The organism is Methylophilus sp. 42 (genome assembly GCF_000384155.1).
Lineage (GTDB): Bacteria > Pseudomonadota > Gammaproteobacteria > Burkholderiales > Methylophilaceae > Methylophilus.
Window position 1 is genome coordinate 440,301 of record NZ_KB913031.1, and the last position, 22,352, is coordinate 462,652.

Here is a 22,352-nt window from a genome sequence, read left to right on the forward strand (position 1 = left end):
CGCTTATGTATCGGCGGCGGCACTGATTAACTGTAGCAAGGCGTCACTTTCAATGGTCGGTTTGTTTACCAGTAACCAGACCGCGGCAATTCTGTCTGCCTGTGCATAGGCGGTTGTAGCTAGTTCCTCGCCAAAAATATCCGGGTCTATTTCTGTGTATTGATAGGTGCATCCTGCCATTTTGATACTGTGTTTAACGGCCTCGATGAACGGATCATGCCCGTGAATGATGGCGACCCCGGTATAAAGCATAAGGATGCCGCCCGGTGCCAGTCGGGCTAACGCCGCCTCAACAATATCCAGCGACAGTTGTGCCCCCAGCGGGCCGTGACCATGCCGGTAAGCGCGGGCGGATGGGTCGACCAGGTAAGGCGGGTTGGAAACTATCAGGTCAAACTCGCCAGGCAGGTCGTGCAGCAGGTCGCTGTGGTGGAACGCTACGTTGCTAATGCGATTGGCTTTGGCATTGATGGCGGCAAACGCCAGTGCCTTGGCATTGATATCTACGCCTATGCTCTCGGCATAAGGCAATGCTTCAGCCAGCAAAATGGCGCCGACACCCGCGCCAGTACCAATATCGACACAGCGCCGTACTTTGCCTTGCAATGTCGACAGTGCACCATACATGGCATTGATAAAGCGATAGGTGTCCGGGCCGAAAAACACGGCATCGGCGGCGTCAGTCGGAAAGCTGGAATGTAAAAACAGCTTGTCTTGAATGCTTGAAACGCGCACTTGCGACTGCCAGCCTTGCGCCACTGGCCGCAAAATATTGGCTTCTTTCATGCGTGCAAATAGCGCTGCGTCTAGCGTTTCTTGCTTGAATGGCCGGTTCCAGCCGAAGATATCCTGAATGCTTTTTGCCCAGGCATTGCCCGACCGCTGGTTCACCAGATGATGGGTTGCCGGGGTTACCGTCACAAAGCTGTAGTGACGCTCATAGAGCGCCAGCAGTAACTGTTCTAATGGGGGATGGAGGTGTTTTTCCACGATGCCGTCCTTTAGAGGTGAGTGTTGGTAGCTTAACAGAATGTTACTTTCTGTTTAATCAGCGAATTCCTACATGACGCTCATACATCGTCTGATAGAGCGTTTGATCATATCTGCGTAACTTATGTGTTTTCTACTTGCTATTCCATTTGGGCTATTCCATCTGGCAGGTTAATGCATTGGAGACCGCAGCGATGTCAGTCATCAGCAAACAAATCGGGAAGCATCAGCAAACAGTCCAAGACTGGTCCGCCAAGTCTATGTACTTTTCACTGTTGGCGCCTTCCGGTTTTAGCAAGGGCCGGGCAGATAGCCTGGGTTTTCTGGCCGCCAATTTGCAGGAAACCAGCCATCATTTCACCAATGTGCCCACACATCCTGCGCAACTGGAGGCGTGGTTGCTTGAGCAACATGCGGCAATCGGCCAACAGTACCAGGAGTATCTTGCCGCCAGAAAAGCAGGCGAGCCCCGCTGGTATTTCAGTAGCAAATCGCATGCCTTGTATTTTCTGCGTGCAGTCGCGCCGACCAAGATGGTTGATGGGGCCTGGCTATATGGCTTTACGCGCCACTGGCAGGACACGCGCTTTACCTCCTTGTTAAAAATTTATCTGGAAGAGTTGGGCAATGGCGTTGAAGCCATGAATCATGTGGCGCTATACCGCAAACTGCTGAAAGTGAATGAGTGTGATGACTGGCGCACGCTGGACGACAAGTTTTTCACACAAGGCGCTGTGCAACTGGCGTTGGCCGCAAATGTTGAAACACATCTGCCAGAAGTGATTGGTTTTAATCTGGGCTATGAGCAGTTGCCGCTACATTTGCTGATCACGGCATATGAACTCAAAGAGCTGAATATCGACCCCTATTACTTTACCTTGCATACCACCATTGATAACGCCCATAGCGGGCATGCCAGGGCGGCGATTGATGCCGTCAGCGAGGCGATGCCTACGTTTGGTTCTGTACAGAACTATATGGCGCGCATTGTGGCAGGGGTTAAGTTAAATGACGCCGGCCTCGGTACGCTGGACCTGATCAAACACTTTGACCTGCTGGCTGAAGTGGTCCGCGTGCTGCAAAGCAAAGCCAGTATTGGCCAGTATATGCATGCCAACCATTGTGTGATTGGGGATAAATCCATCAATGCGTGGCTGGCTGATGCCGACCAGGTGGCCAGGTTGTTATCTGTGATGGAAAAAACTGGCTGGATAACACGCCATCAAGACCCTGAACAGAGCCGTTTCTGGCAAATGATTGCGGCGGATAAAGCGCCGATGTTCGGCGTATTCACTGCTTATGAGAGACAAGTGCTGTATGACTGGATTGCGGGTGAGGCGCTTGAGCGCTTGCCCCGACTGGCGCGATTGGGCGCGCCTTGGCGAATGGCGGAGAAACAATCCCTGCCTAAGACGCCTGAAGGGCACCCGCCTGGCAATATTTACGACTTGCGTTCAGGTCGCCGTGTTGCTCAGGCATTGCAGGTGGACAATGACTTTCATCAGGACCAATTATCGCTGGAGCGCTATCTGCAAGGTTTGGGGCAAAAGCGTATGGATTTCCTGATTGACTGGTTATCGCCTGCCAAGCACCATACACCGCTGGGCTTGTGTGCGACACGTTATTTCAAGGCGTATGTCGATGCGCCATACGGGCAAACTGATGATTGATTAAAACGTGCCCGCCCAATACTGTTGAGAGGTTCTTCACCACTGGTGCTTCAAGGCTTAGCCAAATAAATCATCCAGCGGATTTTTGCCGCTGGCGCTTGCCTTGCTTGCGACGCGGCTGGCGGTGAATTCCTCTTCAATATTGTCGCGGTAATAGCTCCACTGTGCGCTGGCATTTTTCAGGTTACGCCAAATGCTGTCGCCGACATTGGCTTATTCCAGCGCGCTGCCATTTTCGAGTTCTACTCTTAAGAGGCGCTTGCCTGCGTCGTAACCAATGGCGCGCAATTTGCCTGAGTGAGTACTGATCATTTCCATGCCAGCCCCTTAGCAGCAACCACCTGTTTTACAGCCGCAAGATTTGCCCGCGGGTTTCAAGCCTTTGTGTTGCCAGGCGTTTAAAAAAGCCTCTTTACTCATGGGTTGAATATTGAGCGATTGCTGTAGTTCGTCATCAACGACTTGTGCCTGGTAATGTTGAAAATGTGCCAGGTATTTAGCGTAAGCGCGGTCTGCGCCACGCAGTTTCTGCCATTGTGTCCAGAGCCATTTTTTCAGTGTAAACATACAAACTCCTGCGTTTTTGCCATCACTGGCAGCATATTAAACTAATTCTGTCGCCAGTTTAATCTTCATGTCTGTTAGAGGCAGTTTGGCGCGCGGAGTTCAGGTCTTGCGTTCATGGCTTAGGCTCATGACTCAATGTCATAGCAGGCAGACTCAATGCGACGGATGGTGGCCGGAATGTCGCTGGCAGGTACCGGTTCCGAGAATAGAAAGCCTTGGGCGCCGTAACAGCCCAAGGCTTTGAGTTGTTGCACGCTCACGGCGGCATGGATGCCTTCGGCAATCACTTCTATGTGCAGGTTTTTTGCCAACTCCAGTGTCGAGCATACGATGGCCAGGCTGGAGGCGTCGTGGTGCATTTCGCGGATAAATTGCTGGTCGATTTTGAGATAGTGCAAAGACAGTTGTTGCAGATAAAGTAAGGAGCTGTAGCCGGTGCCATAGTCATCAATACTGATTTTGATGCCGAGCGCGATCAGGTCTGACAGGAGTTTTTTGACGCGCCTGGGGTCAGCGAGCGCGCTCGACTCGGTAATTTCAACCTCTATGTGATTGGCAGGCATGGCATGCTTTTCCAGCGCTTGCGCTACCTCTTTCACCAGGTCAAAGTTCATCAGGTCGCGGGCGGTGACATTGACTGCAATAGTGAGGTCAAGCTGCTGTTGATGCCACAATTGCCACTGGCGGGTCGATTCATGTAACACCAGTTTAAACAGGGTATGAATGAGGTCAGTGTTTTCGATATGCGGCACAAACTCACCTGGCATAATCAGTCCGCGTAGCGGATGCTGCCAGCGCACCAGGGCTTCTACTCCGATCACCGTTTGCGTTTGCAAATGCACCTTGGGTTGGTAGTAGACCACGATTTGCCGCGCGTGTATGGCTTCCCGGAATTCACTGATAATCCAGCTTTTGTCTGCCGGTTTGTCGCGGATAGCCTGGTAGCATTCGACTTGAGACTGATTTTCTTTTGCCCTCAAAAGTGCGCGCTCACTTTCGCGTTGCATATTGGAAAAAGCGTGTTTGGTGAAAGAGTCTGCCATTGAGATGCCTATGCTGCAGCTGACTTTGGCAGTTAACCCATTGACAATAAAGGGTTGCTCCAGCAACTGGTGAATATGCCAGGCTTGCTGTTCTACGATGGCTTTTTCAGGCACGTTGAGCATGAGCACAATGAACTCGTCACCGTCGACACGGGCGAAGTGGTAGCCTTGCGCCTGGCTGTTGTGATGTAGTCGCTTGGCGACGGCTTTTAAAATCAGGTCACCCAGGCCAAAGCCGAAAATATTGTTAAAGGCTTTGAAACCATCGATATCCATGAGCAACATCGCGTTCATACTATGCGGCAGTACACGCGTGGAATACATGCTACTCTCAACCACTTGCTCAAGATAATTGCGGTTGGGGATGCCGGTCAGATAATCGGTGCGGTTTTGCTGTTCCAGTTGCTGCTTAACCTCAATGATATTTTGTAAGGTGGTGCTGAGCTGATACCAGCCGATGATAAAGATAATGAAAAAGCCCAACAAAATGCCGATGGTGGCAGGATGTAATGCCTGGAAATAGCGTAATAGCAGCGCGACCGGAAACAGCAAGGCCAGCGGTAATAGCATCGTCAAGATATGGTGGGCATGGCGATCGTCTTCACTGGCTCTGGGATGGCCGAGCTGCGCTATATCCGGGTGCAAGGCAACACTGCCAAAGCTGACATAGCCTATGAGCCAGCACATCAGGTTAATGTCATGCGGTACAGCCAGGCTGTTGCTCGTGCCATGAAACACACATTCACCGATGGCAAAAAACAGAATGGCCAGGCAAAGCTGCAAAAATACCCGCGAGGCGTATACGTTGCTACTGGTCCATAGCCATAGCAGCATGCCGAGTTCAATAAACGACAGTGAGGGATACAGCATGCGGAAAATCTGCGGCCGATCCAGCGAAAAACCATGATGCAGGATGGTAGGTAAAAACAGGAATTGCCAGCCGATGAGCATGAGGCTGGTGGCCAGGATCCAGCCCTGAAAAAAACCATGACGTGGAAATTGCGGATGTTGCTGGCAGGCGAGTTGCCACAAGCTGCGCACCAACGCCAGGTGCCCTGTGAGCAGGCACACATCAGCCAGTGAAAGTTGCAGGCCAAAGTGTCCACTGGCATCGGTATTCGCTTCTATGAGCCCACCCAGGCATTGTGCGCTGATAGCGACCGCGAATTGCAACCATGGTTGGCATGGTTGCGGGCGCTGTCGCCAAATGCCCAACCAGATGGCACTCACGCTGAGGATGGCAATCAGAAAAAACCAGCTATCCCTGAGTCCGAACCGACTAACAAGCGGCAGGCAAGCTGTGGCAACCAGCCCAGCCAGCCAAAAGACTTTCCAGGGCGGCGTCATGCGTGCTGCCAATGAAATAACGGCTGAAATATGATGACTCCATTGCATGGCTGTACTTCACATAAGCAGATCGAAGCGCCATTAAACACTGCTTTAATAACACATGTAAATATATGTTTTATTGGCGGGTGCTTAAAAGTGATTGCAGATGGGGTGAGCCAGTCGTTAAATTGCTTTTACGTGATTTAATGAAACGTCTGCGGATGTTTTCTATTACACTCATCCAGCGCCTCTAAGTCACGCAGTGACAGCGTCATCTCATTTGATTTTTTGTATTCGAAAGTGTTTTCTTGTTGGCTTTGCGCGCATACAAGAGCATCCATATTTATGTCCAACGCGTTTTATTTCAATCTGATTCTATTTTTTCTGGTGGCGATTATTGCGCTAGAAGTGTTGGCGAAAAAGCTACGTTGGCCACCTGCCGTGGCGCAGTTAATCGGTGGCGCACTGATCGCCTTTATCCCCGGTTTGCCTGCGTTTGAGATTGATCCTGCGCTGGTGTTAGTGGTTTTCTTGCCACCACTACTGATGGCGGGCGCTTATTTCACGGTGTGGCATGAATTCAGGCGCCACCTGGTGGGGATTTTGCTGCTGGCGATAGGCGCGGTGCTATTTACCACCCTGGTGGTTGGGCTGGCACTGCATAGTTTGACGCCGGCCCTGCCGTGGGCAGCCTGTTTTGCCTTAGGCGCCATTGTGTCACCGCCGGATGCCATCGCCGCCAAGGCGGTGTTGCAACGGGTGGCGTTACCGCGCAAATTGCTGGTGTTGCTGGAGGGTGAAAGCCTGCTCAATGATGCAACCGGCCTGGTGTTATACAAGTTTTCGATTGTGGCCATGCTGACCGGTGTGTTCTCCATGGCGGGGGCGGTTGAGGAGTTCGCCTGGCTTAGCGTCGGCGGCATCCTGCTGGGCGCCGCGTTTGGCTACCTGGTCTATAAAACCTTGCGCTATTTGCATGACACCGAGCTCATGATTCTCGCCTCTGCCTTACCGGGCTGGATTTGTTATGTGGTGGGTGAACATATTGGTGTTTCGGGCGTCATCGCGACGGTTACCTACGGCATGATGCTGGGCTGGCACCAGCATGAAATCATGACGGCCACCGCCAGACGTCGCGGTGCCGCGTTTTGGGAAATCATGATTTTTGTCTTTGAGTCGCTGGTGTTTATCCTCATAGGCCTCTCCTTGCGTGGGGTGTGGGACCGTATTGCCGACGGTAGCAAATCAATTGCTGATTACAGCCTGGAGGTGTTGCTGGTCCTGGTGGTGGTGATTGTGTCGCGCTTTGTCTGGGTGTTTGCCGTCGATGGGCTGGCTGGATTATTCAGCAAACACGCAAGGTCTGCCTCAGGCGGCTGGCGTGAATCATTTGTGACCAGTTGGGCCGGCATGCGCGGCGTGGTGACACTGGCGGCCGCGCTGGCGGTGCCTGCCGAGGTGCCGGGGCGTGATTTGATGCTGCTGTGTGCGTTTGCCGTGATTTTAGTCACCGTATTGTTTCAGGGTACCAGCATCGGTTGGGTGATACGCGTACTCAAATTAAAAGCCACGGCCCATGAACGTACTTACCTTAATGAGCCGCAAACCTGGGCGCGTATAGAGCAGGCGCAATATGCAGTGGTCAACAAGCTGGCTTATGACGAACAAGGCAAGCTACAGCATCCACGATTACTCGAACAATATGGTTATCGCCAAAGCTTGTCAGACAAACATAAAAATGACGCCATGTTGCCAGACGATATCCGTAAAGCGCATTTTAATGTGGTGCTGGCCGCAGTGGCCGCCGGGCGTGAGGAGTTGCTGAAGCTGCATCGTTCCGGACAGATTCATGATGAACTATTGCATATGATGGAGCGTGATCTGGATATCCAGGAAATAGCAGCATTGCATAGCCGGGGATAAGGCAACGCTGTCCACATTTTTTGTGGATAACTTTTCAGATGTGTTGTGGGTGAGTGTTTTAACTGATTGATTTAATGACTAAAAACAGGGGTGATTAAAATCTGTATGCTGAAAATAATTAGCAAAAATCCTTGCTGCAGGCTATTTTTTGTGTATTGCCAGCCAGAGGTCGTCGGCGTAGCATAGGCTGATCACTGTTGCAAATAAGGAGTCCATGATGAAACGACTGTTTTATATTGATTATCCGCAAGAGCATTATGAAGGACAGGCGCATCGTTATCGTTGCGCGTTTTGCAAGCAGGAAACCACCAAAATCAATGGCCGTCTGGAAGGGCATTTACCAAGTTGCGATTATCGCGTGGTGCTTGAAAAAGCAGGGTTTGAATGCAACCGCCAGGTAGCTGTGGCACATGAAGATACGGCAGACGAAGAAGATTAATTCGCCACGATAGCCAGATCATCGCCTCACTTTTAACGACCGGGTCACCGTATGAGCACATTTACCCCCTTGCAATCACTGATTGGCGGCTTGCTGATTGGCTTTTCTACCTTGCTGTTAATCCGCTGGCTGGGGCAGATTGCCGGTATCAGCGGCATCGTTGGCCAGCTGTGGTCGGCGGCTGCCAGTGATCGTGCCTGGCGTTTTGCCTTTGTTGCCGGTCTGCTGGTGGCACCACTGTTGTATGCCCTATTTACGCCATTGCCCGCCATGCAGATTGCTACCAGTACGCCCTGGTTAATTGCATCCGGCCTGCTGGTGGGTTTTGGCACTCGGCTGGGATCTGGCTGCACCAGTGGTCATGGCGTGTGTGGCTTATCGCGCTTATCGTTACGCTCGCTGGTGGCGACGTTGACGTTTATGCTGACAGCGATGCTGGTGGTATGGCTGGTACGCCATGTGCTGGTGGCAGGATAGGAGCGCATGATGGTGATGTTGATTGCATTGTTCGCTGGCGTGATTTTTGGCCTGGGCTTGATTGTCGGCGGGATGACTAACCCGGCCAAGGTGCTAGCGTTTCTGGATATTAGTGGTGATTGGGATCCCTCACTGGCGTTTGTGATGTTGGGGGCGATTGCCATTGGCTTTTTCGCGTTTAAAACTGCGGCCAAACAGTCGCGCAGTCTGTTGGGCTTGCCTATGCAATTGCCTGCCAGCCATCTGATTGATCGCAAATTGGTTATAGGTGCATTACTGTTTGGGGTCGGCTGGGGCCTGGCTGGTTTTTGCCCCGGCCCGGCAGTTGCCTCGATATTGGTTGGTGGTGCTGCGGTGTGGATATTTGTCGCCAGTATGCTGGCGGGCATGGCGCTACATACGCTGGCCGTGCGACGCGGCTGGCTTTAATCTCTTCTTTTCTTGCGCCATCGTGCGTGCGACCCATACTTGGTCATTTGGCAGGCAGTCATGCCTCTTTTTACGGATGCTAGTCGTGTCATTTTCCCTGAGCACCAGTCAGCGCGTTGGTGCCGCCTTGATTTCTCATAAAGATATTTCTTAGGAGAGCCGGCACATGATTTTTCAACAGCTTTTTGAAGCAGAGAGTTGCACATATACCTATCTGCTAGCGTGTGAACAAAGCAGGCAGGCGGTGTTAATTGACCCGGTTGAAAGTGAGATCGCGCGCTATATTGAGGTTTTGCATACCCAGGAATTAACGCTGGCCTATACGCTAGAAACCCATGTACATGCCGATCATGTGACCGGGGCGGATGCGCTACGCCAGCGCTTGGGTAGTCAAAGCGTCGTTCACCGTGACGCGGGGGTGCTGTGTGGTGATCTGCTGGTCACCGATGGCATGCACTTGCATGTCGGCTCACTGGATATTGAAGTACGCTCCACGCCTGGCCACACCAGCGGTTGCGTGAGTTACTACCTGGGTGACCGCATTTTTACCGGCGATGCTTTGCTTATTAATGGCTGTGGCCGCACCGACTTTCAGCAGGGCGATGCAGGACAGTTATACGACAGTGTGCATCGTGCAATTTTCAGCCTGCCAGAGGCAACCCTGGTTTATCCGGGCCATGATTACCACGGCCAAACGGTATCCACGGTGGGTAAAGAAAAAAAGGACAATCCGCGCCTGGGTGGCCAAATTTCACGTGCGGCGTTCGTGGCGCTGATGGCTAACCTGAAACTGGGGTATCCAGCACAAATGGCGGTGGCACTGCCAGCCAACCAGGCGTGCGGCAGGCTGGCGGTTAATCAGTCGTCATAAGTTTGAAATATTAAATCTGCAGGCAGATTTTGCCAAAGTGCTGGTTGGTTTCCTGGTATTGAAACGCCTGCACGATTTCTTCTACTGCAAATACTTTATCTACCACTGGTTGCATAACGTTGGCATCAATCGCTTTCACCATGGCTTGTTGCTGCGCACGATTCCCTACCAGCACGCCTTGCAGGCGTAATTGCTTAATCAGTGCAGTCACCAGCGGAAAGTCTCCTGCCAGGCCGGTCAGAATGCCGATGACAGACACATGACCGCCGACGCGGGCCGCCAGCATGGATTGTTCCAGTGTTGCCGGACCACCCACTTCGACGATATGGTCGACGCCGCGACCGCCCGATATTTCACGCGCCAGTGTGCCCCATTGCGGCGTGCTTTTGTAATTAATCAGGTGGTCTGCGCCCAGGGCGTTGAGTTTCTCCAGTTTGGCGTCGCTGGACGAAGTGGCAATCACGGTGGCACCAGCCAGTTTGGCAAATTGCAGCGCAAAAATAGACACGCCGCCTGTGCCTTGCACTAGTACGGTATCGCCCGGTTTCAGGTGGTCATCTGCCATCAGGGCCCGCCATGCGGTAAGGGCCGCAGTCGTCAGGGTGGAGGATGCCAGATGGCTCCAGCCTTTGGGGGCTAGGGTAAAGGATGCTACCGATGCGGTGACCAGCTCGCGGGCGTAACCATCAATGCCATCACCCGGCACGGTGGCAAAGCCTTCAACCAGTGGCTCACCTGATTGCCAGGTGGGAAAGAAGGTGCTGACTACAGCATCTCCTATTTTAAATTCAGTGACGTCTGTGCCTACGGCAATCACTTCCCCGGCGCCGTCGGCCATCGGAATGCGTGGCTCAGTCGGCCCCCACATGCCGCTAACCACGGCAAAATCATGATAGTTCAGCGAGTTGGCATGTAGCCTGACCGTGATCTCGCCTGCTTTGGGGGCGGCCGCTTCACGGTTGCCTATAGTCACGTTTTGGTAGCCGCCGCCGGGTTGCACAATGATGGCTTTGCTCATTGTTGGTCTCCTCAATGAATGTGATGATTATCATCATCGGATGCGTGTGATAGTTGGATTGTGCCGTGTTGTGATGACGATGTAAATTCTCAGCCCCTTCGTTATATACGGCCTTATATAGCGTGCCTGTAGATAAAATTTAACATCGTTAAATTTCCTGTTTTATCGTGCATGAAACACACATACATACAGATGTGTATGTTAGTATATTTTTCATCATAGCCAACGTTCAGATTGGTTTAGCCATCAGGCACAACAGATATTCACAAGGAACCTACCCGATGAAACTAAATATCAATGGCAAAGAGACCGATCTCAATGTGAGTGACGATATGCCCATATTATGGGCGATTCGCGATGTGGCTGGCATGACTGGCACCAAGTTTGGCTGTGGCATGGCGCAATGTGGCGCCTGTACCGTGCATCTGGATGGCCAGGCTATCCGCTCGTGCGTGACGCCGGTGAGTGCCGCGGTAGGCAAAAAAATCACCACCATAGAAGCCATGCAGGAAGACAAAGTCGGCCAGGCTGTACAGGCCGCCTGGCAGCAGATTGATGTGGTGCAGTGTGGGTATTGCCAGTCTGGCCAGATCATGTCGGCGACCTCGTTACTCAAGCAGAATCCCACACCCAGCGATGCCGATATCGATGCGGCCATGAGTGGCAATATTTGCCGTTGCGGGACTTATCAACGTATCCGCACAGCGATTCATGAAGCTGCTGCCAAACTGGCCTAAGGAGAGACACCATGAACGATATGATTAATCTCTCGCGCCGCAGTTTTATTAAAAGCACCGCGCTGGTGGCTGGCGGTTTGGTGGTGGCCTTTAGTATCCCGCAAGCCAAACGGTTTATGGGGGTGGCTAATGCCGCTGAAGCGATGCCTTTGCCTGCGCCAAATGCGTTTTTGCGCATAGGTGCCGATGACAGTATTACGGTGATGCTGGCACACAGTGAAATGGGGCAGGGCGTGTGGACGACGCTACCGATGCTGATCGCCGATGAGCTGGATGCAGACTGGAGCAAGGTGAAGGTCGAGCACGCACCGGCCGCACCGGCCTATATTCATACCGCTTACGGCATACAGATTACCGGTGGTTCTTCGACCACCTGGTCAGAGTTTGACCGTTACCGCCAGGCAGGTGCCTTAACGCGTGCCTTGTTGTTGCAGGCGGCAGCCAAGCAGTGGAATGTGCCTGTCGCAGGCTTGCGTACCGAAAACGGTGCGGTGATTAACGGCAAGAAAAAATTGACCTATGGCCAGTTGGTTGAGACGGCCAGCCAGTTGGAAACGCCGACCAGCGTGACCTTGAAAAAACCGGAACAATGGAAGTTTATTGGCAAGGCCACCAAACGCCTGGACAGCGCGGAAAAAATTAATGGCACTGCCAAGTTTGGCCAGGACGTGCAGTTTGATGGCTTGAAAGTGGCCATGGTAGCGCGCTCACCGGTATTTGGCACCAAACTGAAAAGCGTAGATGATAGCGCGGCACGCCAGGTACCCGGTGTGATTAAAGTGGTGAAAGTGCCAACAGGCGTGGCAGTGATTGCCGAATATTACTGGGCGGCCAAACAAGGCCGAGAAGCACTCAAGTTGGCGTGGGACCTGGACGGGCATGACAAACCGGATTCTGCGGCACTATTGAAACAATATCAGGCCCTGGCACAGCAGCCAGGTGTGCAAGCGGCGAAGGCGGGCGATATTGCCAGTGCCAGCAAACAGGCCAAGCACACTATCACTGCCGAGTATGTGTTGCCGTATTTGTCACATGCGCCGATGGAGCCACTCAATTGCGCGGTCAAAATTTCAGATCAAGGCTGCGACATCTGGACGGGCACGCAAATGCAAACCACCGACCAGGCTGCCGCTGCCAAAATTCTGGGGTTGAAACCTGATCAGGTAAAAATTCATACCCAGTTCCTCGGAGGTGGTTTCGGCCGCCGCGCCAATCCGCGCGCCGATTTTGTATCTGAGGCAGTGGAAGTGGCCAAAGCGGCTGGCTTGCCAGTGAAAACTGTCTGGAGCCGTGAGGATGATGTCAAAGGTGGTTTTTACCGGCCTATGTTTGTGCACCGCGCCACCGTGGCGCTGGATCAACAAGGCAAACCACTGGCCTGGCAACAGACGCTGGTCGGGCAGTCCATCATTAAAGGCACGCCGTTTGAAGGCGTGATGATTAAGGATGGCATTGATGCGACTTCTGTAGAAGGCGTGGCCGATTCACCTTATGTCAAAGGCACCGCCAACCATCAGGTACATCTGCATTCGGTGCAAAGTGATGTGCCGGTGTTGTGGTGGCGCTCGGTCGGTCATAGCCATTCCGGTTTTGTCATGGAAAGCCTGATCGACGAACTGGCACATGCCAGTAAGCAGGATCCGTTGGCATATAGACGGCAATTGCTGAAAGATCATCCGCGCCATTTGGCCGCCCTGAACCTGGCGGCCGATAAAGCGGGTTGGGGCAAACCATTACCGTCTGGCGTGTTCCGTGGCATTGCCGTACACGAATCTTTTGGCAGCTATGTGGCGCAAGTAGCCGAGGTTTCTGTGAAAGAGGGCGAAGTCAAAGTGCACCGCGTAGTGGTCGCCATTGATTGCGGCCTGGCGGTGAACCCGGATGGCGTGAAGGCGCAAATGGAGTCTTCTGTGGCTTATGCGCTGGGTGCAGCATTGAGTAGCGAAATCAGTTTTAAAGACGGGCAAGTGGTGCAGTCTAACTTCCATGACTACCAGGTATTGCGCATGAAAGACATGCCCAAGGTGGACGTGCATATCGTCGCGAGCAAAGAAAAAATGGGCGGCGTCGGTGAGCCTGGCGTGCCGCCATTAGCGCCTGCTGTCGCCAATGCAGTATTTGCGGCAACCGGTAAGCGCATCCGCCGTTTACCCATAGGCGACCAACTGGCTTAAGTCTATGCAATCGTCAGATTGGGAAGTACTGCAACGCGCCAGTGACTGGCTGCAACAAGGCTATCGTGCGCATCTGTTTACCGTGATCCAGACCTGGGGCTCGGCACCACGTTTGCCGGGCGCCATCCTGGTGGTGCGTGAAGATGGTCATCTGGTCGGTTCAGTATCGGGCGGTTGTATTGAGGATGACCTGGCAGATAAAGCGCGGCAGCAGCAGTTGCCCACACGGCCAGCCATTCTCGAATACGGCATCCACCAGGACGAAGCGCAGCGCTTTGGGATTCCCTGTGGCGGGCAACTGAAGATTTTTGCCGAGCCGCTCACACAGGCCGAGCAACTGGCACCCATGCTGGAAAGTTTGTCGCAACGGCGTTTGTTAAAGCGTTCAGTCAACCTGCATAGCGGCGAGGTGCGCCATCAGCGTGTGCTGCCAGAAGGCCTGCCGTATCTGGACAACGACTGGTTCCACAGCTACTTTGGCCCGCAATGGCGCCTGCTGGTGATAGGCGCCAACCAGTTAGGCTCGGTATTGGCAGCCATGGCACAAGCGCTGGATTTTAATGTCATGATCTGCGACCCACGTGAAGACATGCGTGCAGAATGGCATGTGGAAGGCGCAGAGTGGCTAGCGGGCATGCCGGACGATGTGGTGCTCGACATCGCACCTGATCCACACACAGCCATTGTGGCAGTGACGCATGACCCCAAACTGGATGATATGGCCTTGCTGGAGGCGCTTAAATCAGATGCGTTTTATATCGGTGCGCTGGGCTCAGTGAAAAACCAGGAAAAACGCAAGCAGCGTTTGCGCAGTTTTGATTTAAGCGAGCAGGAAGTGAATCGCCTGCATGGCCCGGTCGGTTTGCGCATAGGCAGCCGCACGCCAGCCGAAATTGCCGTCTCTATTCTGGCTGAGCTGATTCAGGCGCGGGCACAATTGCAACAAGTCGGACTCGCTCAAGCCAGTGCCAATCTGGCTGCGGCTTGAGTGAAATTGGCTCACGCCAGGTCTGCAGGGGTATCAATATCCTTTAAGATGCCTGCATCCTGGCATTCAAATCTTAAAATCTCGGCCTGATGCGCGCGCAACACTTCACGCGCGCCCTGGTCTCCCTCGACCAGCAGTAACTCCGGTATCAGGTCACTGGTAAAGCCAACCGGGTGCCCGGGTTGGCCCTGAAACATGGGCTGCACCAGTCGTGTTTGCGTCAGTTGTTGCGCGACGCGCGTAATGGTTGCTGCCTGAATGTATGGCATATCTGCCAGCGCAATGACCAGTCCGGATAGGTGTGGAAAGTGCGTTTGTGCCGTGACAACCCCTAATTTCAGGCTGTCTGCCATCTGTTGATGCTGTTCTTCACAAGTCACTACCTTAAATCCCAGTGACATGAGCTGGCCAGTGAGCGGCGACTCATAGGCACGTATCACCGCAATGCTGTTCGGCAACGCTTGAATTAAAGCTTGCGCTGCACTCAGCGCCATTAATTGTCCATCGGCGAGTGGTTGTAGCAGTTTGTTCTGCGCGCCAAAGCGGCGTGAAAAGCCACCTGCCAGCAATAAGCCGACGACCGGTTGTTGTATGGGGGCAAGTGGTGTCATATTTCTGTTCATGCATCGATTGAGCTAAAGCGGTCAACAACTCACTTCACTGGCGCGTTCATGTATGCTTTCCATACGCTTGTCTGGAGTATCTATGATGTTGCCTAAACGATTATATTACCCTGTGTTGCTGGGCTTGCTGACTTTTCCTGCGCTGGTGTGGGCCGGTCTTGCGGCGGGTGATGATGAATTTGCCGTGACTGTGAACGGAGAGCAGCGTCCTTATCTGGTCCATGTGCCCAAGCAGGCACTGTCTGGGCCGGCCTTGCCTATGGTGCTGGTGCTACATGGTGGCCTGGGTAATATGCAAGTGCAGGCCAATGAGCGTTTTTACCACCAAGTGTCGGCCGCTGAAAAATACGGTTATATTGTGGTGTTCCCTAATGGCTACAGCCGCCTGCCGGGTGGCAAGTTTGCGACCTGGAATGCGGGCAATTGCTGTGGCCCGGCGGTTAAAAAGCAGAGTGATGATGTAGCTGTTATCCGTGCCATCATCCAGGACATGCAGCAACGTGCCAATGTCGATGCCAAACGCATTTTTGTCGATGGCATGTCGAATGGCGGCATGATGAGCTACCGATTGGCTTGTGAGCTATCTGACACCGTGAGTGCCATCGCCTCGGTCGCTGGCACCGACAATACCCAACGCTGCCAGCCTGCCAAGCCGGTAGCGGTGCTGCATATCCATGCCAAAGACGATGACCATGTGCCGTTTAATGGCGGCAAAGGTCAGCAGTCCATGGTTGATGTGAGTTTTAACTCAGTGCCAGCGACGATACAGAAGTGGGTGCAGCTCAACCAGGCCAATAGCCAGGCCGAGCGCATCCTGGATGTGCCCGGCGCTTATTGCGAAATCCACCGTGGCGGACTGGCCCCAGTGCAGCTGTGCGTTACGGATACTGGCGGCCATTCCTGGCCCGGAGGCAGTAAACCGCGTGGTGGGCAGGCTGGTTCGGATGCGATCTCTGCCAATGATGTGATCTGGCAGTTTTTTAACGCTAACGGCCGCCGTTAGCCGCCGCTAGCTGAGTTAAAAACGGGTGAGTTAAAAAGGAATACTGTAGCCGACATAGGCCATCGGCTGGATTCTGGTTTCGGTAATCGGGCTGTTATGTTGTGCGTTGCTCAGTCGCGTCACAAAGGCGCCAAATAAAAGGGAGTGGTCTTTGAACGCTGGCATCATGCCATTGACCCCAGCTTGCCATTCAACCCCAGACCCTGCGCGGTAAACCGGGCGACTGACCGTGGCTTCGCTGCTGTCGATGCCAAAATAATAGTCATTAAACTTCTGGTTGTTCCAGGTGGCACCAATCACGCCGTTCAACCGTAATTGCGGCGCGCGAACCAGGCTTTTAATGTATTGCAACTGAACTTGCTGGCCATTGCTGTTGCCACTGGCATCGGCCGTCCATTGTGCATTAAAGGTGCCATAGTCAGTTTGCCAGCGCAGTAATGGGCCGACAAATATGGAGAAATCGCGGTCATGCATGCCACGAGTCCGGTCACCTTTGCTGGCATCCCAGCCAAATTTGGCTTCAGCAGACAGCCCAAAGCGCACACGCTGGTCATCACTGTCCAGCAGCCAGACACCTGCTTGTAATGCATTGATGAAAAAGCGATCACCATAGTTGGCATTGATAATTGGCAATGCAAGTACGCGGTACTCATCAGAGCCTGAGGTCTTGGGCAAGACGCCTACGCCTATGCCGTATAAGTTTTGTGCTCTGGGCACGGCCGTTTCAGTTTGTCGATCTATGCGAGACTCAGCTTCTGCCATGGCACTAAATAAGGCGATGGTCAGCCCGGTGGTGGTGCGTGTTACTGCGTGTTTCATCATGTGTGTATCCATTATTGTTATGCGCTGCATGCTTGAACAGCATTTGCCTGAGAGAGTTCCCGCAAGCAAGATATTTTCTGGCCTGTTTCACAAACTTAACACGGCGTGTTAACTGCCTTGTTTCAGTTGAATAATTTGCTGCGTGACTTTTTCGCCCTGGTCTTTATCCACTGCGCTGATCGCCGGTTGCAGTGACTGCAAGGTAGTCAGGTCTTTTTGCGTAAATGCCACGCGCGATAACGCCAGCATGGCGTCATAGTCGCGCTGGTTCAAGTCATAAGCATGTTTGAGATCTTGCTCAGCCTCGGCGTATTGTTGCAGGCCTTCTTCTGCTAGCCCTAGAAAATACCAGGCATCGGCCGAAGTTGGCTCTTGCTTCGCCCATTGGCTGGCAATCGACTTCAGATTAGCCCAGTCGCCGTTCTGGTAAGGAATCACCACCTGCATAAAGTAGGGCCGTTGTTCTAGTGGCAATGCCCAGAACGGCACTTCATTGGTTTTCAATGAAATAACTTCAGGTGCGTCCATCAGCTCTTTAATCCATTCAGCGGGTAGGCTGTAGTAAAACGCCTGGTGTCCTGGGCTCTTGAAGGTAGTGAGCCCGATCAGGTTGAAATTTTGGTCAAACAGGGCGCCGCCACTGGAGCCCATCAAGAAAGAGGCATTCGTGCGCACAATCATGCTGCCATCGTAAGGATAAATGCCTTTGATATTGCCATAAGACAGTTGCGGTACAGGCGCCGCGGCCGGAAAGCTCAGGCTAAACACTTCCTCTTCGTATTGCAGCGTTTTGCTGTCGCGCATGGGGAGTGGTTTAAACGGCAAGGGATCAAATTTGAGTAAACATACATCGCGCTTCCAGTTGGCTTTGAGCGCAATAGGCCGATAGCCATCACGGAACTTGGCAATATTGGCGCCATTGCTGTTGGCGATGACATGACAGTTGGTGGCCACGTATTCCGGGCTGACCACCACGCCCGAGCCCCGGCCATTGGAGCCGCCCGGCATGTCGGTGGTGACCATCACAATCGAGTGGCCTAATTCAAGTGTATCGACGATGCTAGGTTGTGCCTGCACGTGCACCTGCCCAAGCCCTGTCCACATTATCAGCAATAACAATAACCGTTTCATACAGGCTCCCATCGACAAAGGCCAATCGTTCTGATCATGCATCATGCACGAGTCTGAGCACTCTGACCAGAATATCGCGTAAATGTTTTCCGTGATAGTTATTTTGTAGGCGTTTTCTGACAGGTAAATCGGCACCTGCCCACTTATTCAGCCAGCCCAGGCCCTCTAACATAGCGCATGAGATAGCCTGAGACGAAATTGAGTATTAAAAATGCAACGAACCAAGTCCTATATGTTACCCAAGCTGATTTTTTTAAACATGCTTGCCTTGATGATGATTACTTTCGAGCACGAAGCTCCGGCTGACAATAACCCTTTGCTGAGTAGCGTTCAGTCGACGCAGGTGGTGGCAAAGCCAGAGGCTGCTGAAGTCGTGGTTGCGTCGAACACCTTAGCGCCTGCGGTAAAAGTGGCGGCGGTAGATGAAAGTAAAGTCGATGAAGATAAGCAGACTGCCATGAAAAAACCGGCTGTTTACAAAAAGCATGTGCAACAAAAGCATTCAGCAATCAAACCGCATGCGATAGTGTTAAAGGCCAGTTACACTGCCAATACCCCGCTGGGGTGCTGCTTCCGCGGTAATCGCATCTAGCATCCACATGTCTTTGAACAGATAAAGCCTCCACACGGAGGCTTTTTTGTTGCAGGTCTTTTCAAGAGCCAATACACTGGCAGCAAATGACTTCTCAACACATCTAAACAAACACCGTCAAAGAAAGCGCTATGTTTAAATCCTTTTTCCCTGATTCTCGCTGGTTCTGGCCTTCTGTCATTGTGTGGGCGACTATTTGCTGTGGTGTCTGGTTTGAGTTTTCTGCCGCCATTGGCGCTGTGTTTGGATTGTCATTGGCCGAAGAGCAGCCTGTGATTGGTCTGGGTCATTTTGTGACCGATTCCTTCAAATTGTTTTATGGCTATTATGCTGTGAGTGTGGCCCTGTTTGCGCTGGCCTGGTTTAAGCTTAAACCCAGCCGTTGGCAATGGTGGTCTATCGTCGGCTCGGCATTCATCCTGTTTTCGACTTACTACTCGGTGCAAGTATCAGTGGCGATTAATAACTGGCGCAGGCCGTTCTTTGATGGCGTGCAGGCCGCCTTGTCGCCCAACTCCAAGGTGACCACAGCCGAGCTTTATACCTTGATGCTACAGTTTGCCGAAATTGCGTTCGTGGCGATTTTTATCTATGTCATCACGCGTTTCTTTGTCAGCCATTATATTTTCCGCTGGCGTACGGCGATGAACGATTTTTATACCAGTCAGTGGTCACAGGTGCGTCGCATTGAAGGCGCCTCGCAACGGGTGCAGGAAGACACCATGCGTTTTGCCACTATTATGGAAGGCCTGGGTGTGTCCATGGTGGAGGCGATCATGACGCTATTCGCGTTTTTGCCTGTGCTGTGGAGCCTGTCTTCTTATGTCAGCGAATTGCCGGTGTTTGGTGCCGTGCCCGCGCCGTTGTTTACGTCGGCGATTGCCTGGTCGGTGTTCGGTACTTTATTACTGGCCGCCGTGGGGATTAAGTTGCCGGGGCTGGAATTCAGGAATCAACGTGTCGAAGCCGCCTACCGTAAAGAGCTGGTGTATGGTGAGGACAATATTGAGCGCGCACAACCGGCGACACTTACGTCATTGTTTATGGATGTGCGTAAAAACTACTTCCGCCTCTATTTTCACTATATGTATTTCAACGTGGCACGCAGCTTGTATTTGCAGGCAGATAATATTTTCGCCTACCTGATTCTGGTGCCGACAATTGCGGCTGGCCGCATCACCTTTGGTATTCTGCAACAGATACTGACTGCGTTCTCACAAGTCAGCAACTCGTTCCAATATCTGGTGAATTCCTGGACCACGATTGTTGAACTTTTGTCGGTATACAAACGTTTGACCGCATTTGAAGCGGCCATCAAACACGAGGCGTTACCTGAGATTGAGGTAGAGCACACTGCGGTCTAGTCAAAAGCACTGTGGCCAGTATTATCTGGCCACCTGCTGAAAATGATCGAATTTTGGCTGCTGCTCGCGCATAAACTGCGCCAGCGCTTCATCCGATAACGGTCGGCTGTAATAGTAGCCTTGCCCGACATCACATCCACTATGCAGTAAAAACCGGTGCTGGTATTCGGTTTCTATACCTTCCGCCGTGACCGATTTATGCAAACTTTTGCCCAGGTTAATCAGCGCCAGCAAAATGTTGCCGTTAGTCACGCTTTGTTCCAGGTCTTGCACAAAGGCCTTGTCGATTTTTAACTCGTCAATCGGGTAGTTTTTGAGATAGGCCATATTCGAGTAGCCGATGCCAAAATCGTCAATGGCAATACACACGCCTAAGCGTTTCAGCTGCTCCAGTGTGCGTGTGAACATGGCTTCATCCTTGAAGCGGGCATTCTCGGTGACTTCCAGTGTAATCAGGTGTGGCGGAACGCGCTCCTGTCGTAATACGCGTTGTACGGTTTCGACCAGGTTGCCGCGCAGGAACTGGATAGGCGATACATTGACCGCAATTGGCACCATATAACCCCACTCGGTTTGCATGGACTTGATCTTCTGGCAGGCGGTCTGCAATACCCATTCACCAATGGCAAAAATATGGCCGGTTTCTTCGGCGACAGGAATAAACTGGTCGGGTGGAATCAGTCCGCGCTCCGGGTGCTGCCAGCGGATCAGCGCTTCCAGGGCGCTGATATTGCCGTGTTGCATATTGATTTGCGGCTGGTAATACAGCATGAGTTCCTGTCGCTGCATGGCGTGGCCCAGGCCATATTCAATTTCGTTGCGTTCTCCCAGTTGTTGCGCCAGGATGCCGCTGAACATTTGTACCTTGTTCTTGCCTGCATTTTTGGCGCTGTAAAGGGCCGAGTCGGCGCAACTGAGCAGGGCGTCTATCTCTTTGGCATGGTCGGGATAAATGCTGACGCCGACGCTGCAAGTCATGTTGAATACATAGTCGCCAATGGCAATCGGTTGCGAAATAGCCTCCATCACCCGTGCCAGCAATGGCTCGGCATCCTCAGCTACGCGCAAACCAGGGTAGAGCATGACAAATTCGTCACCGCCAAAGCGCACAATGGCATCTGTGGGCCGTGTGCTCTGGATCAGCCTTTGCGCGACATTTTCCAGCAGTTTGTCGCCGGCGCGGTGACCCAGGGTATCGTTAATCAGTTTGAAGTGATCGAGGTCGATAAACGCAATGGCAATCTTGTTTTGTATCTTATCGGCCTCGGCAATCAGGCTGGCCAGTTTGCCACTGAAGGCATGGCGATTGAGCAAGCCAGTCAGGTTATCGGTAACGGCCAACTGGCGGATTTGCAGCTCATGGTTTTTACGGTCGGTAATGTCTTCTACCGTGCCTTCGTAATAAAGGATCTGGCCTTGTGGGTCACACACAGCATGGGCATTCTCTGAGATCCAGATCGCTTCACCATTCAGCCGGTAAACCTCGGATTCAAAGTTATGGACCCGGCCTTGTGCGCGGATGGCTTCGGTAAATTCGCCACGTCTGTGTTCGGCCACATAAAGCTGGGTGCTGATATTGTTGAGGTCGCTGATCAGTGCTTGTGGAGAAGCATAGCCGTAGAGTTTGGCCAGCGCAGGGTTGGCATTAAGGTAGGTGCCGGACTCTGTCGTCTGGAACATGCCCAGCGTTGAGTTTTCAAACATGGAGCGGTATTTTTGCTCAGTGCTGAATAGTTCGTGCTCAATGCGTTTGCGGCAACTGATGTCCTGGATGATGCCTTCCAGCGCCACCGGCTTACCATCGTTATCAAATACGGCACTGCCGCGTTCGGTCACCCAGGTGATGTCGCCATTGGCGCGTATGATGCGGTACTCCAGCTCAAAACGCTCGCCTTTTTGAATGGCTGCATCAATCGTGGTGCGTGCTTTTTCCCTGTCATCTGGATGGGTGATGATTTCGTAAGAAGTGGTTTTGTTGAGCAGCAAGTCTGGTGCCGGATAGCCGGTCAGGGTTTCGCACCCCTTGCTCACGTAAATCATGGTCCAGTTGCTGTCGTACAGGCAGCGGTAAATCATGCCATCCAGATTGTCCAGCAGCGTATCCAGCAATCGCTGTTGCTGCGCGGTGAGTAAGGATTCCATGATGTCGTTTTGCATGATTC

20 protein-coding genes are annotated in these 22,352 nt (G+C 52.6%); 12 read left to right on the plus strand and 8 right to left on the minus strand.

Going from position 1 to position 22,352, the window contains the following annotated elements; genetic code table 11:
- Nucleotides 1-3 precede the first annotated feature (3 nt).
- Nucleotides 4-990: a class I SAM-dependent methyltransferase gene (locus MET42_RS0102000; RefSeq protein WP_019881054.1), complete on the minus strand. Its 987-nt coding sequence runs from the start codon at nucleotides 988-990 to the stop codon at nucleotides 4-6.
- A gap of 194 nt (nucleotides 991-1,184) precedes the next feature.
- Between MET42_RS0102000 and MET42_RS0102005 the strand changes: the two genes are divergently transcribed.
- Complete coding sequence (locus MET42_RS0102005; protein ID WP_232411236.1) at nucleotides 1,185-2,660, plus strand: iron-containing redox enzyme family protein; 1,476 nt, start codon at nucleotides 1,185-1,187, stop codon at nucleotides 2,658-2,660.
- Between the two features lie 327 nt (nucleotides 2,661-2,987).
- On the opposite strand, the gene MET42_RS0102015 is transcribed toward MET42_RS0102005, so the two are convergent.
- Together MET42_RS0102015 and MET42_RS0102020 are read right to left on the minus strand one after the other, a co-directional pair.
- On the minus strand, nucleotides 2,988-3,227 hold the full coding sequence (locus MET42_RS0102015; RefSeq protein ID WP_019881058.1) for a hypothetical protein: 240 nt from the start codon (nucleotides 3,225-3,227) through the stop codon (nucleotides 2,988-2,990).
- Between the two features lie 125 nt (nucleotides 3,228-3,352).
- On the minus strand, nucleotides 3,353-5,665 hold the full coding sequence (locus tag MET42_RS0102020; protein ID WP_019881059.1) for a bifunctional diguanylate cyclase/phosphodiesterase: 2,313 nt from the start codon (nucleotides 5,663-5,665) through the stop codon (nucleotides 3,353-3,355).
- A gap of 279 nt (nucleotides 5,666-5,944) precedes the next feature.
- Between MET42_RS0102020 and MET42_RS0102030 the strand changes: the two genes are divergently transcribed.
- From MET42_RS0102030 to MET42_RS0102050, 5 genes are all read left to right on the plus strand, one after another.
- A complete protein-coding gene (locus MET42_RS0102030; protein WP_019881061.1) occupies nucleotides 5,945-7,522 on the plus strand; it encodes a Na+/H+ antiporter in 1,578 nt (525 codons plus the stop codon).
- Between the two features lie 217 nt (nucleotides 7,523-7,739).
- Nucleotides 7,740-7,961 (plus strand): hypothetical protein, encoded by a 222-nt coding sequence (locus MET42_RS0102035; protein WP_019881062.1) that lies wholly within the window; start codon nucleotides 7,740-7,742, stop codon nucleotides 7,959-7,961.
- 51 nt (nucleotides 7,962-8,012) lie between these two features.
- The gene (locus tag MET42_RS0102040) at nucleotides 8,013-8,438 is read left to right on the plus strand and encodes a YeeE/YedE family protein (protein ID WP_029512292.1); all 426 of its coding nucleotides are present in this window, start codon (nucleotides 8,013-8,015) and stop codon (nucleotides 8,436-8,438) included.
- A 9-nt stretch (nucleotides 8,439-8,447) separates the two neighbouring features.
- Nucleotides 8,448-8,867 (plus strand): DUF6691 family protein, encoded by a 420-nt coding sequence (locus MET42_RS0102045; RefSeq protein WP_019881064.1) that lies wholly within the window; start codon nucleotides 8,448-8,450, stop codon nucleotides 8,865-8,867.
- 166 nt (nucleotides 8,868-9,033) lie between these two features.
- Nucleotides 9,034-9,738: an MBL fold metallo-hydrolase gene (locus tag MET42_RS0102050; protein ID WP_019881065.1), complete on the plus strand. Its 705-nt coding sequence runs from the start codon at nucleotides 9,034-9,036 to the stop codon at nucleotides 9,736-9,738.
- A gap of 10 nt (nucleotides 9,739-9,748) precedes the next feature.
- Here MET42_RS0102050 and MET42_RS0102055 read toward each other — a convergent pair whose 3' ends face one another.
- Entirely contained in the window at nucleotides 9,749-10,756 is a 1,008-nt protein-coding gene (locus MET42_RS0102055) for an NAD(P)-dependent alcohol dehydrogenase (RefSeq protein WP_019881066.1), read from the minus strand.
- A 281-nt stretch (nucleotides 10,757-11,037) separates the two neighbouring features.
- Here MET42_RS0102055 and MET42_RS0102060 point away from each other — a divergent pair, with 281 nt between their 5' ends.
- The 3 genes from MET42_RS0102060 to MET42_RS0102070 are packed head-to-tail and all read left to right on the plus strand — an operon-like array spanning nucleotide 11,038 to nucleotide 14,655.
- Nucleotides 11,038-11,493, plus strand: a complete 456-nt coding sequence (locus MET42_RS0102060) for a (2Fe-2S)-binding protein (protein WP_019881067.1) — start codon at nucleotides 11,038-11,040, stop codon at nucleotides 11,491-11,493.
- An 11-nt stretch (nucleotides 11,494-11,504) separates the two neighbouring features.
- Nucleotides 11,505-13,667, plus strand: coding sequence for a xanthine dehydrogenase family protein molybdopterin-binding subunit (locus tag MET42_RS0102065; protein ID WP_019881068.1), 2,163 nt, complete (start codon nucleotides 11,505-11,507; stop codon nucleotides 13,665-13,667).
- Nucleotides 13,668-13,671: 4 nt separating this feature from the next.
- Nucleotides 13,672-14,655 carry an XdhC family protein gene (locus tag MET42_RS0102070; RefSeq protein WP_019881069.1) on the plus strand — a complete coding sequence of 328 codons (984 nt, stop codon included), beginning with the start codon at nucleotides 13,672-13,674 and terminating at the stop codon, nucleotides 14,653-14,655.
- An 11-nt stretch (nucleotides 14,656-14,666) separates the two neighbouring features.
- Here MET42_RS0102070 and MET42_RS0102075 read toward each other — a convergent pair whose 3' ends face one another.
- On the minus strand, nucleotides 14,667-15,266 hold the full coding sequence (locus tag MET42_RS0102075) for an NTP transferase domain-containing protein (RefSeq protein ID WP_019881070.1): 600 nt from the start codon (nucleotides 15,264-15,266) through the stop codon (nucleotides 14,667-14,669).
- Between the two features lie 94 nt (nucleotides 15,267-15,360).
- On the opposite strand from MET42_RS0102075, the gene MET42_RS0102080 reads away from it, so the two are divergent.
- Nucleotides 15,361-16,281, plus strand: a complete 921-nt coding sequence (locus MET42_RS0102080; RefSeq protein WP_019881071.1) for a PHB depolymerase family esterase — start codon at nucleotides 15,361-15,363, stop codon at nucleotides 16,279-16,281.
- 30 nt (nucleotides 16,282-16,311) lie between these two features.
- Here MET42_RS0102080 and MET42_RS0102085 read toward each other — a convergent pair whose 3' ends face one another.
- Both MET42_RS0102085 and MET42_RS0102090 read right to left on the minus strand, forming a co-directional pair.
- Nucleotides 16,312-17,103, minus strand: a complete 792-nt coding sequence (locus MET42_RS0102085) for a MipA/OmpV family protein (RefSeq protein WP_019881072.1) — start codon at nucleotides 17,101-17,103, stop codon at nucleotides 16,312-16,314.
- A gap of 108 nt (nucleotides 17,104-17,211) precedes the next feature.
- Nucleotides 17,212-18,234: a trypsin-like peptidase domain-containing protein gene (locus tag MET42_RS0102090; RefSeq protein ID WP_019881073.1), complete on the minus strand. Its 1,023-nt coding sequence runs from the start codon at nucleotides 18,232-18,234 to the stop codon at nucleotides 17,212-17,214.
- Nucleotides 18,235-18,445: 211 nt separating this feature from the next.
- Here MET42_RS0102090 and MET42_RS0102100 point away from each other — a divergent pair, with 211 nt between their 5' ends.
- Both MET42_RS0102100 and sbmA read left to right on the plus strand, forming a co-directional pair.
- A complete protein-coding gene (locus tag MET42_RS0102100) occupies nucleotides 18,446-18,826 on the plus strand; it encodes a hypothetical protein (protein WP_019881075.1) in 381 nt (126 codons plus the stop codon).
- A 131-nt stretch (nucleotides 18,827-18,957) separates the two neighbouring features.
- Entirely contained in the window at nucleotides 18,958-20,190 is a 1,233-nt protein-coding gene (gene sbmA, locus MET42_RS0102105; RefSeq protein WP_019881076.1) for a peptide antibiotic transporter SbmA, read from the plus strand.
- A 21-nt stretch (nucleotides 20,191-20,211) separates the two neighbouring features.
- On the opposite strand, the gene MET42_RS0102110 is transcribed toward sbmA, so the two are convergent.
- Nucleotides 20,212-22,347 (minus strand): bifunctional diguanylate cyclase/phosphodiesterase, encoded by a 2,136-nt coding sequence (locus MET42_RS0102110; RefSeq protein WP_019881077.1) that lies wholly within the window; start codon nucleotides 22,345-22,347, stop codon nucleotides 20,212-20,214.
- Nucleotides 22,348-22,352: the final 5 nt, after the last annotated feature.